Source organism: Thioalkalivibrio sp. ALR17-21 (assembly GCF_000420185.1).
Lineage (GTDB): Bacteria > Pseudomonadota > Gammaproteobacteria > Ectothiorhodospirales > Ectothiorhodospiraceae > Thioalkalivibrio > Thioalkalivibrio halophilus.
Genome location: NZ_ATUL01000005.1, coordinates 20,650 through 35,699 on the forward strand (window position 1 = coordinate 20,650; position 15,050 = coordinate 35,699).

At 71.2% G+C, this 15,050-nt stretch carries 14 protein-coding genes; 12 read left to right on the plus strand and 2 right to left on the minus strand.

The window, feature by feature from the left end:
* Nucleotides 1-15: 15 nt before the first annotated feature.
* From sucC to G020_RS0103705, 4 genes are all read left to right on the plus strand, one after another.
* Nucleotides 16-1,176: an ADP-forming succinate--CoA ligase subunit beta gene (gene sucC / locus G020_RS0103690; protein WP_024328698.1), complete on the plus strand. Its 1,161-nt coding sequence runs from the start codon at nucleotides 16-18 to the stop codon at nucleotides 1,174-1,176.
* Nucleotides 1,173-2,057: a succinate--CoA ligase subunit alpha gene (sucD, locus tag G020_RS0103695; RefSeq protein WP_024328699.1), complete on the plus strand. Its 885-nt coding sequence runs from the start codon at nucleotides 1,173-1,175 to the stop codon at nucleotides 2,055-2,057. Before sucC ends, sucD begins: the two co-directional genes overlap by 4 nt.
* A gap of 16 nt (nucleotides 2,058-2,073) precedes the next feature.
* A complete protein-coding gene (locus G020_RS0103700) occupies nucleotides 2,074-3,777 on the plus strand; it encodes an NAD+ synthase (protein WP_024328700.1) in 1,704 nt (567 codons plus the stop codon).
* 70 nt (nucleotides 3,778-3,847) lie between these two features.
* Nucleotides 3,848-4,186, plus strand: coding sequence for a P-II family nitrogen regulator (locus tag G020_RS0103705; RefSeq protein ID WP_018870362.1), 339 nt, complete (start codon nucleotides 3,848-3,850; stop codon nucleotides 4,184-4,186).
* Between the two features lie 28 nt (nucleotides 4,187-4,214).
* On the opposite strand, the gene G020_RS0103710 is transcribed toward G020_RS0103705, so the two are convergent.
* Nucleotides 4,215-5,117 carry an outer membrane protein assembly factor BamD gene (locus G020_RS0103710; RefSeq protein WP_081647383.1) on the minus strand — a complete coding sequence of 301 codons (903 nt, stop codon included), beginning with the start codon at nucleotides 5,115-5,117 and terminating at the stop codon, nucleotides 4,215-4,217.
* 30 nt (nucleotides 5,118-5,147) lie between these two features.
* Here G020_RS0103710 and rluD point away from each other — a divergent pair, with 30 nt between their 5' ends.
* On the plus strand, nucleotides 5,148-6,110 hold the full coding sequence (gene rluD / locus G020_RS0103715) for a 23S rRNA pseudouridine(1911/1915/1917) synthase RluD (RefSeq protein WP_024328702.1): 963 nt from the start codon (nucleotides 5,148-5,150) through the stop codon (nucleotides 6,108-6,110).
* Nucleotides 6,107-6,904 carry a peptidoglycan editing factor PgeF gene (pgeF, locus tag G020_RS0103720; protein ID WP_024328703.1) on the plus strand — a complete coding sequence of 266 codons (798 nt, stop codon included), beginning with the start codon at nucleotides 6,107-6,109 and terminating at the stop codon, nucleotides 6,902-6,904. Before rluD ends, pgeF begins: the two co-directional genes overlap by 4 nt.
* Here the strand turns inward: pgeF and queG are convergent.
* The gene (gene queG / locus G020_RS0103725; RefSeq protein WP_024328704.1) at nucleotides 6,901-8,151 is read right to left on the minus strand and encodes a tRNA epoxyqueuosine(34) reductase QueG; all 1,251 of its coding nucleotides are present in this window, start codon (nucleotides 8,149-8,151) and stop codon (nucleotides 6,901-6,903) included. The genes pgeF and queG overlap by 4 nt on opposite strands.
* On the opposite strand from queG, the gene G020_RS0103730 reads away from it, so the two are divergent.
* From G020_RS0103730 to hfq, 6 genes are all read left to right on the plus strand, one after another.
* A complete protein-coding gene (locus G020_RS0103730) occupies nucleotides 8,150-9,682 on the plus strand; it encodes a bifunctional ADP-dependent NAD(P)H-hydrate dehydratase/NAD(P)H-hydrate epimerase (RefSeq protein WP_024328705.1) in 1,533 nt (510 codons plus the stop codon). The two genes, queG and G020_RS0103730, sit on opposite strands and share 2 nt — an antisense overlap.
* Entirely contained in the window at nucleotides 9,672-10,172 is a 501-nt protein-coding gene (tsaE, locus tag G020_RS0103735) for a tRNA (adenosine(37)-N6)-threonylcarbamoyltransferase complex ATPase subunit type 1 TsaE (protein WP_051130316.1), read from the plus strand. The genes G020_RS0103730 and tsaE overlap by 11 nt, the downstream gene beginning before the upstream one ends.
* A 165-nt stretch (nucleotides 10,173-10,337) precedes the next feature.
* On the plus strand, nucleotides 10,338-11,741 hold the full coding sequence (locus tag G020_RS0103740) for an N-acetylmuramoyl-L-alanine amidase (RefSeq protein WP_369774029.1): 1,404 nt from the start codon (nucleotides 10,338-10,340) through the stop codon (nucleotides 11,739-11,741).
* Between the two features lie 93 nt (nucleotides 11,742-11,834).
* Nucleotides 11,835-13,751 (plus strand): DNA mismatch repair endonuclease MutL, encoded by a 1,917-nt coding sequence (gene mutL, locus G020_RS0103745; protein WP_024328708.1) that lies wholly within the window; start codon nucleotides 11,835-11,837, stop codon nucleotides 13,749-13,751.
* Nucleotides 13,751-14,686: a tRNA (adenosine(37)-N6)-dimethylallyltransferase MiaA gene (gene miaA, locus G020_RS0103750; protein WP_024328709.1), complete on the plus strand. Its 936-nt coding sequence runs from the start codon at nucleotides 13,751-13,753 to the stop codon at nucleotides 14,684-14,686. Before mutL ends, miaA begins: the two co-directional genes overlap by 1 nt.
* A 72-nt stretch (nucleotides 14,687-14,758) precedes the next feature.
* Complete coding sequence (gene hfq / locus G020_RS0103755; RefSeq protein ID WP_018870352.1) at nucleotides 14,759-15,022, plus strand: RNA chaperone Hfq; 264 nt, start codon at nucleotides 14,759-14,761, stop codon at nucleotides 15,020-15,022.
* The last annotated feature ends 28 nt before the right edge of the window (nucleotides 15,023-15,050 follow it).

The window sequence follows — 15,050 nt, forward strand, 5'->3', positions numbered from 1 at the left end:
GCTATCCTCGCCGCCATGAATCTGCACGAATTTCAGGCCAAGGCGGCGTTTCGCGACGCCGGGATCCCGGTGCCCGAGGGCCGGGTCGTCGATCATGCGGACGCCGCGCCGGAGGCCTGGCGCGAGCTGGGCGTCGAACGGGCGCTGGTGAAGGCGCAGGTGCACAGCGGCGGTCGCGGCAAGGCCGGCGGGGTGACCCTTGTCGACAGTGCCGAGGCCGCGCGGGATGCGACGGCCGGCATGCTCGGCACGCGTCTGGTGACCGCCCAGAATGCGCCCGAGGGGCAGCCGGTGGAGCGGGTGCTGCTGGAACCGGCGGCCGACATCGCACGCGAGTTCTACTTTGCCCTGCTGGTTGATCGCTCGCGGGAGTGCCTGACCTTCGTGGTCTCCGCCGAGGGCGGCATGGACATCGAGACCCTGGCCGCCGAGCGCCCGGAGGCGATCCTGACCCTGCCGGTGCACCCGGCGACCGGGATCATGCCGTTCCACGGCCGGCGCATCGCCGCGGCCCTGGGGGTGGAGGGCGCAGCAGCGAAGGCGGTGGCCCGGCTGGCGACCAACACGCATGCCCTGTTCACCCGCACGGATGCCCAGCTGCTGGAGATCAACCCGCTGGTGCAGACCGGGGACGGCGAGCTGCTGGCGCTGGATGCCAAGCTGAGCCTGGACGACTCTGCCGCCTACCGGCAGGCGGCGCTGGTCGAGCTGCGCGATCCGAACCAGCGCGACCCCTCCGAGGAACGCGCCCGCGAGCACGACCTCAACTACATCCCGCTGGACGGCTCCATCGGCTGCATGGTCAACGGCGCCGGCCTGGCGATGGCGACCATGGACCTGATCCAGCACCACGGCGGCGAGCCGGCCAACTTCCTCGACGTGGGCGGCGGAACCACCGTGGAACGGGTGACCGCCGCCTTCAAGCTGATCCTGTCCGATGACTCGGTGCAGGCGGTGCTGGTGAACATCTTCGGCGGCATCGTGCGCTGCGACCTGATCGCCGAGGGGATCATCGCCGCGATCCGCGAGGTGCAGGTGGACGTGCCGGTGGTGGTGCGTCTGGAGGGCACCAACGCCGAGCAGGGCCGTGAGGCCCTGGCGAATTCCGGCCTGGACGTGATCCCGGCCGCCGATCTGGACGCGGCCGCGCGCGCCGTGGTGGAGTCCGCCGCATGAGTATCCTCGTCGACCGCGACACCCGGGTGATCTGCCAGGGCTTCACCGGCAAGCAGGGCAGCTTCCACTCCGAGCAGGCCATCGCCTACGGCACCCGCCTGGTGGGCGGGGTGACCCCGGGCAAGGGCGGGCAGAGTCATCTCGATCGCCCGGTGTTCGACACCGTGGCCGATGCGGTGGCGGCTACCGGCGCCACGGTCAGCATGATCTACGTGCCGGCGCCGTTCGCCGCCGATGCCATCTGCGAGGCGGCCGATGCCGGGATCGAACTGGCGGTGTGCATCACCGAGGGCATCCCGGTGCAGGACATGGTGCGGGTCAAGCAGATGCTGGCCGACACCGGCACCCGCCTGATCGGCCCCAACTGCCCGGGGATCATCACCCCGGAGGCCTGCAAGGTGGGGATCATGCCCGGCTACATCCACAGCCGCGGACGCATCGGCATCATCTCGCGCTCGGGCACGCTGACCTACGAGGCCGTGCACCAGACCACCGCGCTGGGGCTGGGGCAGAGCACCTGCGTGGGCATCGGCGGCGATCCCATCCAGGGGCTGGATTTCGTCGACTGCCTGCGGATGTTCCGCGAGGACCCCGAGACCGACGGCGTACTGATGGTCGGCGAGATCGGTGGTGACGCCGAGGAACGCGCGGCGCGCTACATCCGTGAGGAATTCGACAAGCCGGTGGCCGCCTACATCGCCGGGGCCACGGCCCCGCCGGGGCGGCGCATGGGGCATGCCGGGGCGATCATCGCCGGCGGGCAGGGGACCGCCGCGCAGAAGATGGACGCCCTGCGCGGCGCCGGTGCCGTGGTGGCGGAGAGCCCGGCCGAGCTGGGTCAGGCCATGCAGCAGGCCCTGGGCACCGCTTCCGCACGCTGATCCGGCGCCCCCGTTGATGACCGCACAAGCGCCACGCATCGCCCTGGCCCAGTTCAACCCCGTGGTCGGGGCGCTGGAGACGAATGCCCGGCGCATGCGCGAATTCGTCGAGCAGGCACGCGCCGAAGGCGCCCACCTGGTGATGTTCCCCGAGCTGGCACTGACCGGCTATCCGCCCGAGGACCTGCTGCTGCGGCCCGCGTTCCTGGATGCGGTGGACGCGGCGCTGGAGCGCCTGGCGGAGGCCAGTATCGGCATTGACCTGCTGGTGGGCGCGCCACGGCGCGACGGAGAAGGGCTGGCCAACGCCGCAGTGTGGCTGCGCAACGGCGTGATCCACGCGACGTACGCCAAGCACATCCTGCCCAACTACTCGGTGTTCGACGAGGTGCGCTATTTCCACGCCGGCCACGAGCCCTGCGTGGTTCAGCTGGGCGACTGGCGCCTGGGTGTCACGGTCTGCGAGGACATCTGGCAGCCGGCCCCGGCGGCGCATGCCCGCATCGCCGGGGCCGACGTGCTGCTCAACCTCAATGCCTCGCCGTTCCATCGCGGCAAGCCGGCGGAGCGTTCCGCGGTGGTGGCCGCGCGGGTCGCCGAGACCGGGTGCCCGGTGCTCTACGTGAATCAGGTGGGCGGCCAGGACGAACTGGTGTTCGACGGCCGCAGTTTTCTGCATCCCGGCCCCGGGGGCACGCCGCAGGCCCTGCTGGATCCCTGGGAGGAGGGACTGGCGCTGGTCGAGCTGGAGGCCGGTGACGCCGGACGGCCCCGGCCCGTAGTCGTGGCCCCCGAGGCGGCCTCGCCGCTGCCGCCCGCGCCGGCGGCGGTATCCGAGGCCGACAGCTCCGCGCACGCCGCGGATGCGGAAGTCGCGGATCTCTACGCCGCGCTGGTCACCGGCATCCGCGACTACGTCGACAAGAACGGTTTTCCCGGTGTGATCCTGGGGCTGTCCGGCGGCATCGACTCCGGGCTGACCGCGGCCCTGGCCACCGATGCCCTGGGCCCGGAGCGGGTCACCGCGGTGATGATGCCCTACCGCTATACCGCGTCGATGTCGGTGGAGGATGCCCGCGCCCAGGCCGAACACCTGGGGCTGGATTACCACGAGGTGGCGATCGAGCCGATGGTCCAGGCGTTTCTCGGGGGGCTGGAAACCGCGCTGTCGTCGGTTCCGCCGACGCCCGGCGATGTCACCGAGGAAAACCTGCAGTCCCGCTCGCGCGGGGTAGTCCTGATGGGGCTTTCCAACCGCACCGGCCGCATGCTGCTGGCCACCGGCAACAAGAGCGAGCTGGCGGTCGGCTATGCCACGCTGTACGGCGACATGAACGGCGGCTTCGCTCCGCTGAAGGATGTCTCCAAGCAGTGGGTCTGGCGCCTGGCGCGCTGGCGCAATACCTGCGGCGAGGTGATCCCGCCACGGGTGATCGAGCGTCCGCCCAGCGCCGAGCTGGCGCCGGGGCAGGCCGATTCCGATTCCCTGCCGCCGTACCCGGTGCTGGATGCGATCCTGGAGGCCTTCGTGGAAGAGGAGGCCTCGGTGGCGGACATCGTGGCGCGCGGTTTCGAGCGCGAGACCGTGGAGCGGGTCGCGCGCATGGTGCTGCGGGCCGAGTACAAGCGCCGTCAGGGCGCCCCCGGGGTGCGGGTCAGTCCGCGCGCCTTCGGCCGCGATCGCCGCTATCCCATCACCTCCGGCTACCGCCCGGAATGAGGCCGGTGGTCTGGTACACTCAACCGCACACGATTCGCCCGCGGACGCGGGCGCAGACCGGGGGATTCGCATGAAGAAGATCGAGGCGATCATCAAGCCGTTCAAGCTGGAAGACGTCCGCGAGGCCCTGACCGAGATGGGCATCGCCGGGATGACCGCCACCGAGGTCCAGGGCTTCGGCCGGCAGAAGGGCCACACCGAGCTCTATCGCGGGGCCGAGTACGTGGTCGACTTCCTGCCCAAGGTGAAGCTGGAACTGGTGGTGGACGATGATCGGGTCGATGCCTGCATCGACGCCATCGTGAAGGCGTCGCGCACCGGGAAGATCGGGGACGGCAAGATCTTTGTCTCCGACATGGATCGCGTGGTGCGCATCCGCACCGGTGAGGAGGGCAGCGAGGCCCTCTGACGGGCCGTCTGTCGCGGAGCGCCGCCGTTCAGTTGAAGAACGGCAGGCGCTCGAAGGCGCGCCACAGGCCGCCACGTTCCACTTCCACCGACAGGTGCTCGCCGCCACGCACCGCCACCGCGGCCTCGGCATCGTTCAGTTCCAGCACGCTGAGGGTCGCGTCGGCGTGGTCATCCAGACCCAGCTCGCGATAGGAGTGGTACAGCACCGACAGCGCCTGCGGCATCACGTCGGCGTTGGGGTAGGTCGCCAGCACGTGGCGCGCGCGCTCGGCGGCAGCCACCCAGGCGGTACGCTCCATGTAGAATTCGGCAATGCGCAGCTCGTTCGCGGCCAGGGTGTTGATGATGAACACCATGCGTGGATGCGCATCGGCACTGTACGGGCTGTCCGGGAAGGTGCGGATCAGCCGGTCGAAGTCCTCGTAGGCGTCCATCAGCGGGCCTTGGTCCATCTCGGTGGGATCCATCGGGAACACGTTGCTGAGGAAGCCCTGGTCGCGGTTGAAGTTGATCAGGCCGCGCAGGTAGTAGGCGTAATCGAGGTTCGGATGACGCGGGTTGAGCTGCTCGAAGCGGTCCACCGCGGCGAGCGCGGGTTCCGGTTCGCCGGCCTTGTAATACGCGTAGGGGATCTCGATCTGCGCCTGCTGGGCAAAGCGTCCGAACGGATAGCGGGCCTCCAGCAGCTCGTAGTATTCCACGGCCTGGCTGTAGTTGCCGCTGTCCAGAGCGGATTTGGCCTCGCTGTAGAGCTGGCTGGCCGACCAGCCGGCCGTGGGATCGGCGCGCCAGCTTTCGCAGCCGGCCATGAGCAGGGCCACAATCAGGATGACGAACACGCGTGGCAGGGTGGAAGCTGGGAGCACGGAAACCTCGTTGCGAACCGTTGTGCGCGGATGAAATCCGGATTCTACACCATTGACGAACATTGACGCGGCCTGCCTCCGGAGGGTGAGGGCATGAGCGAACCACGCCGGGCAACCCTGCCCGAAGAAGAGGCCGGGCAGCGCCTGGATGCGGCCCTGGCGCGCGCGTTTCCCGAGTATTCGCGCAGCCAGCTGGTGCAGTGGCTGAAGGCCGGTGACCTGCGCGTGGACGGAGCGCAGCCGCGGCCGCGCACGCCGGTGCGCGGTGGCGAGGCGGTGGAACTGATTCCGCCGGAGACCCCGTCGCTGGAGGATGCCCCGGAAGCCATCGAGCTGGACATCCTGTACGAGGATGCCGACGTGCTGGTGATCGACAAGCCCGCGGGACTGGTGGTGCACCCGGCCGCCGGTCACCGTCAGGGAACCCTGGTCAACGCGCTGCTGCACCACGCGCCCGAGGTCGGCGTACTGCCGCGCGCCGGGGTCGTGCACCGGCTGGACAAGGACACCACCGGCCTGATGGTGGTCGCGCGCAACGCGCAGGCGCAGACCGCCCTGGTGCGTCAGCTGCAGGAACGCAGCGTGCACCGCGAATACCGTGCGCTGGTCCACGGCCGGGTGATCGCCGGCGGCACGGTGGACGCGCCCGTGGGCCGCCATCCGGTGGACCGCAAGCGCATGGCGGTGAACCCGTCGGGCAAGCCCGCGACCACGCATTATCGGGTTGCCGAGCGTTTCCGCGGCCATACCCTGCTGAACGCGCGCCTGGAGACCGGGCGTACCCACCAGATCCGCGTGCACATGGCGCATCTGCGTCACCCGCTGGTGGGGGACCCGGTGTACGGCGGCCGGCCACGACCGGTGCGCGGGATGGACGAGTCGGCGCGCGAGGCGGTGAACGGATTCCGGCGTCAGGCGCTGCACGCGGCGCGCCTGGAATTCCGTCATCCCGCCACGGGCGAGCCGCAGGCCTTCGAGGTGCCGCTGCCCGCGGATTTCGCCTCGCTGCTGGAGGTATTGCGCGCGGATGCCGCCCACGCGGAGGCGCAGGCATGAACGCCGCTGACGCGCTGCCGGACGAGGCCCTGATCACGCCCGACTGGCCCGCTGCCCCCGCAGTCGGGGCCCTGCAGACCACCCGCGCCGGCGGGATCAGCGAGGGCGTGTGGGCCAGTCTGAATCTCGCGCTGCATACCGGGGACGATCCACAGCGAGTGGCCGGGAACCGGCGCCGTCTGGCGCAGGCGGTGGCCGCGCGGGGCGTGCCCGACGCCGAGCTGCACTGGCCGGCGCAGGTGCATGGCACGCGGGTGGTGCGCGCGGAAGAACTGGCCGCCGCCGACGCGCCGGTGGAAGCCGATGCGGTGATGACCACCCGGCCGGACCGGGTCTGCGCGGTGCAGACGGCGGATTGTCTGCCGGTGCTGTTCGCCGGTACCGGCGGGGAGGCGGTGGCGGCGGCGCATGCCGGCTGGCGCGGGCTGGTGGACGGGGTCCTGGAGGCCACGCTGGCGGCGCTGCGCGAGGCCCGTCCGCAGGCGGCCTGGCACGCCTGGCTGGGGCCGGCGATTGGCCCCGACGCCTTCGAGGTGGGCACGGAGGTGCGCGATCGTTTTCTCGCGGTGCAGCCGCACATGGCCGGGGCCTTCCGCCCGGCCGCGCGGGACGGTCACTGGCTGGCGGATCTGGCGGCGCTGGCGCGCGACCGCCTGCAGCGCGCGGGCGTGGCCGTGCATGGCGGTGGCGAGTGCACCTTCAGCGACCCCGACCGGTTCTTCTCCTATCGCCGCGACGGCACGACCGGGCGTCAGGCCAGTCTGCTCTGGATCCGCCCGCAGGCCGGAGCCTAGGAACCGGTCGTGGGGTCCTTGGGTTCCCGGGCGGTTCCGTCTTTCGAGGCGGGGGTGCCCGCGGGCCGTGCGGCCGGATCAACCGGCGCGCGAGTGAGCGCCTTCACCGGGACGGCCGGCGGTTCGGCGAGCCGGCCGGCGGCCCGTTCGTCCAGGCGTGCCCGCGCCCAGGCCACGTGTTCGCGCACCAGTGGTGACGGGTGTTTGGCGCGCGCGGCCAGGGCCTCGCGCGCCGCGTCGGTGGCCGGACCGTTGCCGAGCCCCACGGCGAGGTTGCGCAGCCACTGTTCGTGGCCGATGCGGCGGATCGCCATGCCGGTGGTGCGTTCGAGGAAGGTCGCCTCGTCCCAGGTGAAAAGCTCGACCAGCGAGGCGCTGTCGAGGCCATGGCGGGCGATGAAGTCCGGTTCGGCCGCGACCTCGGCGAAGCGGTTCCAGGGGCACACCAGCTGGCAGTCGTCGCAGCCGTAGATGCGGTTGCCGATCAGCGGCCGCAGGTCTTCCGGGATCGAGCCCTTCAGCTCGATGGTGAGATAGGAGATGCAGCGCCGGGCGTCGAGGTCGTGCGGGCCGCGGAAGGCCTGCGTGGGGCACACGTCCAGGCAGGCGCGGCAGCTCCCGCAGTGGTCCTCGGCCGGGCCGGGATCGAGCGGCAGCGGCAGATCGGTGAACAGTTCGCCGAGGAAGAACCACGAGCCGGTACCGCGGGCCAGCAGGTTGGTGTGCTTGCCGATCCAGCCGAGCCCCGCCTGCTGGGCCAGGGCCTTCTCCAGCACCGGCGCGCTGTCGGTGAAGGCGCGGTAGCCGTGCGGTGCCTCGGCCTCGATCCGGCGGCCGAGTTCGGTCAGTCGCTTGCGCAGCAGCTTGTGGTAGTCGCGGCCCAGGGCGTAGCGCGAGACATAGGCGCCCTCGGGATCCGCCAGCTGGGCGGCCGGACGCCGGGTGCGTGGCGGGAAGTAATCCATGCGCACGCTGATGATGCGCTGCACCCCGGGAACCAGGGCGTCGGGGTCGTGGCGCAGCGGCGCGCGGTCGACCATCCATTGCATGTCGCCGTGGGAGCCGCGTTCCAGCCAGGCGTCCAGGTGCCGGCGATCGGCCTCGGGGACCCGCGCGGGGCCGATGCGCAGTTCCGCGAAGCCGAGTTCGCGCCCCCACTGGCGGATGCGGTCGGCGAGTTCGGCGCATTGGCGCGGGTCGGGATGGTCAGGCACGATCGACAGGCCAGCAAGGAGAGGAACGGACATGAATGATGCCCCCGCACACCCGTCCCCGGCCAGCCCCGTGCCCGGCGAGCGGCTGTTCGACACCACGCGCATGCGCGAGCTGGATGCCACCGCCATGGCCCTGCCCGGGATGGCGCCGGGCGAGTTGATGGACCGGGCCGGTGCGGCGCTGCTCGAGCATCTGCAGGAATGCTGGCCGGGGGTGTCCCGGGTCGGGGTGCTCTGCGGGCCCGGCAACAACGGCGGCGACGGTTTCGTGCTGGCCCGCCGCGCGCGGGCGGCCGGGCTGGAGGTGGTGCTGCATGCGGGGTCTTCGCGGGCGCGGGAGGAGTCGGACGGGAAGCGGGCCCGGCGTCTGTGGGAGGAGAGCGGGGGCGAAATCCACCCGCTGGAGACGTTCGATCCCGCCACTGCGGATGTGTGGGTGGACGCGCTGTTCGGTATCGGTCTGCAGCGTCCGCTGACCGATGTCTACGGCGAGGTGATCGAGCGGCTGAACCGTGCGGACCGGGCGGTGCTGGCGGCCGATGCGCCCTCGGGGGTCGATACCGACAATGGCGCGTTGCGCGGGCAGGCGGCGCGGGCGACACGCACCCTGACGTTCATTGCCGACAAGCCCGGACTGCATACCGGGGCTGCGGTGGACTGCGCGGGCACGGTCAGCGTGGCCACACTCGATCTCCCGCATTCGTTGGCGCAGAGCTTCGCACCGGCGGCGTGGCGCATTGGTCCCGGGCACTGGCGGGCGGGTCTGCCGCGGCGGCGGCCCGGGGCCCACAAGGGGGATGCGGGCCACGTGATGATCGTCGGCGGGGCTCCCGGGTTCGCCGGGGCGGGGCGGCTGGCGGCAACCGCGGCGCTGCGTGCCGGGGCCGGGCGCGTGACCCTGCTGACGCATCCCGAACACGCGGCCTTCGTGTGCAATGACCGCCCCGAGATCATGGTGCGCGGGGTGAGCGAAGGCCCGGAGCTGCTGCGCTGGCTGGAGCGGGCGGACGCGGTGGCCATCGGGCCCGGTCTGGATCAGGGGCCGTGGGGGCGTGAGCTGTGGCTGGCGGCGGCCGATTCCGGCCGCCCGGTGGTGGTGGACGCCGATGCCCTCAACCTGCTGGCGCAGACCCCGCGGCATAGCGACGACTGGGTCCTGACGCCGCATCCCGGCGAGGCCGGGCGTCTGCTGAACCTGGATGCCGCGGCGGTGGAGGCCGACCGACCGGGGCGTCTGCGGGAGCTGGTCGTGCGGTTTGGTGGAACCGTGCTCCTCAAGGGGGCGGGGACGCTGATCGCCGACACCGATGGCGGACCGTACGACTGTGTCACCGACGGCCATCCGGGGATGGCCACCCCCGGCTGTGGCGATGTGCTCACCGGCGTGATCGCGGCGTTGCGCGGACAGGGCCTGGACGCGCGGGGCGCCGCGCGTATCGGGGCGGGCTGGCATGCGGCGGCCGGGCGCGTCGCGGCGCGGCGCCTGGGGGGCACCGTCGGCATGCTGGCGGGGGATCTGATCGCGGCCCTGCCGGCCGCCGCGGGGGGCGACGATGGTTTCTGACCGGGCGGCCTTCGACGGAGCCCCGGTGGAACTGCTGGATGCGGCCGCCACCGAGGCGGCCGGTGCCGCGCTGGCGGCGATGCCGGGGCTGCGCACGGTCTATCTGGAGGGCGACCTGGGCGCCGGGAAGACGACCTGGGTGCGCGGTCTGCTGCGGGCCCTGGGGCATGCGGGGACGGTGCGCAGCCCGACCTATACCCTGGTCGAGCCGTACGAGCTGGATTCCCGGCGCGTACTGCATTTCGACCTCTACCGCCTGGGGGATCCGGAGGAGCTGGAGTACCTCGGCGTGCGCGAGGCGCACGGGCCCGGGGTGCTGTGGCTGGTCGAGTGGCCGGAGCGGGGTCGCGGCTGGCTGCCGGAGCCGGATCTGCGCATCCACCTCGAGGAGCATCCGGACGGGCCGGAGTACGGACGCCGGCTGTGGCTGGAAGGGCCGGCCGCCGAGGCCGGCCGCGCCGCGCTGGCGGCGGCGACGGGACAGGAATAGATCTGGGACTGGTGGGTCTCTCTGTATACTACATGTAGGGGGTGGTGGCTCCCGGGGGGCACGCAGGGAGCGGGGTCGCAGGTTGTGAGGGCACACGCAGAAACTTCGGTATCTTCCTAAAAATTCGCGACATTCCGGGTTGCTTTTTCAGAGGATCTGTCCACAATGAGAGTGGAGTCCCTGACCAGCCGGGGTGTGTGCGTGGGCCATCACCGTTCCGACATCGATCCGAATCGCCGCCAGATCCTGCGCGCCCTGGGTGCACTGGGTCTGGCGACGCTGCCCCTGCCGGCGGCGGCCGGGGCGCGCGTCGAGCGCCTGCGCATGTCCGTGGACGGAGAAACCACGCGTCTGGTCTTCGACATGGAGGGCGAGGCCGAGTACGAGGTGTTTCGCCTGCAGTCGCCGGAACGGCTGGTGGTGGATCTGACGAACGCCAGCACCGATGCCAGCCTGGAGGTCAATGATCACCCGCGTTCGGTGATCGACGGCGTGCGCCACGCGCCGCGCAACGGTTCCGATCTGCGCGTGGTCCTGGATCTGCGCGAGGCCGTGAGCCCGCGCAGCTTCCAGCTGATGCCGGCTCAGGGCGCCCCGCACCGGCTGGTGCTGGACCTGACGCGCAGCGGCTCGGCGGGCACGCGGGTGGAAGCGGGCGAGGAGCGCGAACCGCGTCGCGGTCGCTCGCAGGAGGATCTGCGTGACGTGATCGTGGCCATCGATGCCGGCCACGGCGGGCATGATCCCGGCGCCATCGGGCCCAACGGCACGCGCGAGAAGGACGTGGCGCTGGAAGTGTCGCAGCGGCTGGCGGACCTGGTCGAGGATGAATGGGGCATGGAGGCGGTGATGATCCGCACCGGCGACTATTTCCTGCCCCTGCGCGAGCGCGTCAAGCGCGCCCGGGAGGCGGAGGCCGACGTGTTCATGTCGATCCACGCGGATGCCTTCCCGGACCCCAGCGTGAACGGGTCCTCGGTGTACATGCTGTCGGAGGGCGGGGCATCCAGCGAGGCCGCGCGCTTCCTTGCCGAGCGCGAGAATCAGGCCGACATGCGCCTGGGCGGGGTGCCGATGAACGGCCGTGATGATTCCCTGAGCAACGTGCTGCTGGATCTGGCCCAGAGCGGCAGCCTCGAGGCCAGTTCCACCCTGGCCGAGCGGATGATCGACGAGCTGGACCGGGTGGGCAAGGTGCGTCGGCCGAAGGTCGAGCGGGCCAATTTCGCCGTGCTGCGTTCGCCGGATGTGCCGTCCATCCTGGTCGAGTCCGGCTTCATTTCCAATCCGCAGGACGAACGTCGCCTGCGCAGCTCCAGCTACCAGCAGTCGCTGGCCGAGGCCCTGCTGACCGGCCTGCGGGCGTACTTCTCCACCCATGCGCGTCCGGGTACGCTGATCGCGGATGGCGGGGGCATGGAGCAGCACATCATCCGCCCCGGCGAGACCCTGTCAGGGATCGCGGATCGATACAGCGTTTCCCTGTCCGAGCTGCGCGCGGTCAATGGCGTCAACGGCGACACCATCTATACCGGTCAGGTCCTGGAAGTCCCCTCCCGCGGCAGCTGATTTCCGGTCCGAATCCGGAATTCGGCGAGCACGCACGTGCACATTCGCCGGTGTTTCCTTACCCTGCGCTCCAGTGCTTTCCCGGGACGTGACGTGGGCATCCAGAAACTCTCCAATCAGCTGATCAGCCAGATCGCCGCCGGCGAGGTCATCGAGCGCCCGGCCTCGGTGGTCAAGGAGCTGGTCGAAAACGCGCTGGATGCCGGGGCCTCGCGCATCGAGGTGCGTCTGGAGCAGGGCGGGACTCGCCTGATCCGGGTGACCGACGACGGCTGTGGCATCGCGCGGGAAGAACTGCCGCTGGCGCTGTCGCGCCATGCCACCAGCAAGATCCGCAGCATGGATGACCTGGAGGCCCTGCACAGCCTGGGTTTCCGCGGCGAGGCGCTGCCGTCGGTGTCCTCGGTGGCGCGCCTGACCCTGACCTCGGCGGTGCCCGGCGAGCGCAACGCCTGGCAGCTTTCCGGGGACGGTTCCGATGTCTTTGGCGAGGTGATGCCGGCGTCGCATCCGCCGGGCACGACGGTCGAGGTGCGCGATCTGTTCTTCAACGTGCCGGCGCGGCGGCGCTTCGTGCGTACCGAGCGCACCGAATACGGCCATTGCGAATCCGTGCTGCGCACCCTGGCGGCGGCGCATCCCGAGGTAGCCTTCGTGCTGCGGCACAACGACCGGGTGACCCTGGATCTGCCGGGGGCGCCCGGCGATCCGGCTGCGCGTGTGCGGGCCCTGCTGGGCGAGGCGTTTCTGGCGGATGCGCTCCCGGTGGACGAGCAGCGTTCCGGGCTGGTGCTGTCCGGCTGGCTGGGCTCCCCGGCGCGTTCCCGGGCCCAGGCCGACCAGCAGTATTTCTTCGTCAACGGCCGTGCGATCCGCGACCGGGTCCTGACCGCGGCCGTGCGCAAGGCCTATCAGGATGTGCTCTACCACGGGCGCCATCCAATGTTCGTGCTCGAGCTGGAGCTGGATCCGGCGCAGGTGGACGTGAACGCGCATCCGACCAAGCAGGAGGTGCGCTTCCGCGAGTCGCGGATGGTCCACGATTTCATCTTCCACGCCCTGCACGCGGCGCTGGGGCGGGCGAAGGCCGGTCACGCCGGTGACGTGGCGGGGGGCGGGGCCGGGCCGGCCGTGCCCGACTCCGGTCCTGCCGCCGGCAAGGGTCCCGGGCCGCGGCCGGATGCCGGGCCGCGGCCGGGCCTGCTGGACGGTTCGCCCGGCGGTGCACCGGGCCGTGTCGGGGGCGGGTCCGGGGGGGCGGGTGGCGGACGCGCGGACCCCGGGCGCGGTGACGGCTTTGCCGCGGCCTGGGCTGCGTTCCGGCCGCCGGAATCGTCGTCCGCTGCCGGTGTCGGTGAACGTGCCGCGCCGGGTTATGCCGCCGAGGGCGCGGGGCGCACGGACAGCACGGAAAACGACGCTGAGATGCCCCCGCTGGGGTTCGCGATCGGGCAGGTCGCGGATACCTTCGTGCTCGCGGAGAACGCCCGCGGGCTGGTGCTGGTGGACATGCATGCCGCGCACGAGCGCATTACCTATGAGCGGCTCAAGCGCGAATGGGAGCGTGAACGCGTGACCGCCCAGCCGCTGCTGGTGCCGGAGGAGGTGGAGGTTACCCCGGCCGAGGCCGACCGCGCCGAGGAGCAGGCGGATACTCTGGCCGGGCTGGGCTTCGAAGTGGACCGCTGCGGGCCCGAACGTCTGCGGTTGCGTGCGGTGCCGGCGCTGCTGCGGGGCCGCGATGCACCGGCGCTCTTGCGCGACGTGCTGGGGGATCTGGCCGAAAGCGGCCACAGCCAGCGCACCGAGGCGGCGGCCAACGAGGTGCTGAGCACCATGGCCTGCCATGGGTCGGTGCGGTCGGGGCGCCGGCTGACCGTGCCCGAGATGAACCAGCTGCTGCGCGACATGGAGGCCACCGAGCGCAGCGGCCAGTGCAACCATGGCCGGCCGACCTGGGTGGAGCTGGATCACGCTGCCCTCGACGGGCTGTTCATGCGCGGGCGCTGATGGACGTCCCGCAACCGCCGGTGGTGCTGCTCGCCGGGCCCACTGCCACCGGCAAGACCGGGCTGGCGCTGGAACTCGCGCAGCGGCTGGACGCCGAGATCGTGACCGTGGATTCGGCGCAGGTGTACCGCGGCATGGATATCGGTACCGCCAAGCCGGATGCGGACGAGCGGGCGCGGGTGCCGCATCACCTGCTGGACATCCGGGATCCGGAGGAGACCTATAACGCGGCGGCCTTCGCCGCGGATGCCCGTGCCTGCATCCGGGCGATCCATGTGCGCGGGCGCGTGGCCCTGCTGGCGGGCGGGACCCTGCTGTACCTGCGGGCGCTGCTGGAGGGGATCGACCCCATGCCGCCGGTGCCGGAAGCGGTGCGCGCCGCGGTGCGCGCCCGGCTGGAGACGGAAGGCGCCCGGGCCCTGCATGAGGCCCTGGAGGCGGTGGACCCGGCGGCCGCCGGGCGCATCCATCCCAACGATCCGCAGCGCATCCTGCGGGCGCTGGAGGTATTCGAGGCCACGGGGCGGCCGTTGTCGAGCTTCCAGCAGGGGGGCGAGGCGCGGCTGCCGGCGGGGTGGTGCGCGCTGGCATTGTGGCCGGAAGATCGGGAACGTCTGCGCGCGCGGATTGCCGAACGCTTCGATGCCATGCTGGAGGCGGGGTTCGTGGAGGAGCTGCGGGCCCTGCGGGCGCGCCCCGGACTGACCGCGGATCACCCCTCGCAGCGGGCAGTGGGCTATCGCCAGGGTTGGGAGTGGCTGGACGGCGAGGTCGATTTCGCCACGTTCCGCAGCCGGGCGATCTCCGCGACGCGGCAGCTGGCCAAGCGCCAGCTGACCGGTCTGCGGCGCTTCCCGCTGCACGCGCGGTTGCCGGCGGAAACCGTCGATCCGGAGCAGGCCCTGGAGGCCCTGCGCGAGACAGCATTACGCTGACGATATGCTACTCTTTTTACAGGTTTCGGCCCGCAGCGCGGGCCCCGACGAATGCAACCAGGGAATGTACCGATGGCCAAAGGGCAAATGCTGCAGGAACCCTTTCTCAACGCGCTGCGCCGCGACCGGATTCCGGTGTCGATCTATCTCGTGAACGGCATCAAGCTGCAGGGGCAGATCGAGTCCTTCGATCAGTTCGTGGTCCTGCTGCGCTCGACGGTGTCGCAGATGGTCTACAAGCACGCGATCTCCACCATCGTGCCCGCGCGGCAGGTGCGCATGCCGCTGGATGAAGACAGCGCCGCGGCCAGCGGCGGAGAGGCCGCGGATGAATAAGGGCGTCGTACACCTCCGGGGTGGCCCG

Coding starts and splice junctions, on each gene's coding strand:
- miaA (WP_024328709.1), top strand. CDS start 13,751: ATGGACGTCCCGCAACCGCCGGTGGTGCTGCTCGCCGGGCCCACTGCC.
- sucD (WP_024328699.1), top strand. CDS start 1,173: ATGAGTATCCTCGTCGACCGCGACACCCGGGTGATCTGCCAGGGCTTC.
- sucC (WP_024328698.1), top strand. CDS start 16: ATGAATCTGCACGAATTTCAGGCCAAGGCGGCGTTTCGCGACGCCGGG.
- G020_RS0103740 (WP_369774029.1), top strand. CDS start 10,338: ATGAGAGTGGAGTCCCTGACCAGCCGGGGTGTGTGCGTGGGCCATCAC.
- queG (WP_024328704.1), bottom strand. CDS start 8,151: ATGTCCGTTCCTCTCCTTGCTGGCCTGTCGATCGTGCCTGACCATCCC.
- G020_RS0103700 (WP_024328700.1), top strand. CDS start 2,074: ATGACCGCACAAGCGCCACGCATCGCCCTGGCCCAGTTCAACCCCGTG.
- G020_RS0103710 (WP_081647383.1), bottom strand. CDS start 5,117: ATGTTCGTCAATGGTGTAGAATCCGGATTTCATCCGCGCACAACGGTT.
- G020_RS0103705 (WP_018870362.1), top strand. CDS start 3,848: ATGAAGAAGATCGAGGCGATCATCAAGCCGTTCAAGCTGGAAGACGTC.
- pgeF (WP_024328703.1), top strand. CDS start 6,107: ATGAACGCCGCTGACGCGCTGCCGGACGAGGCCCTGATCACGCCCGAC.
- G020_RS0103730 (WP_024328705.1), top strand. CDS start 8,150: ATGAATGATGCCCCCGCACACCCGTCCCCGGCCAGCCCCGTGCCCGGC.
- hfq (WP_018870352.1), top strand. CDS start 14,759: ATGGCCAAAGGGCAAATGCTGCAGGAACCCTTTCTCAACGCGCTGCGC.
- rluD (WP_024328702.1), top strand. CDS start 5,148: ATGAGCGAACCACGCCGGGCAACCCTGCCCGAAGAAGAGGCCGGGCAG.
- tsaE (WP_051130316.1), top strand. CDS start 9,672: ATGGTTTCTGACCGGGCGGCCTTCGACGGAGCCCCGGTGGAACTGCTG.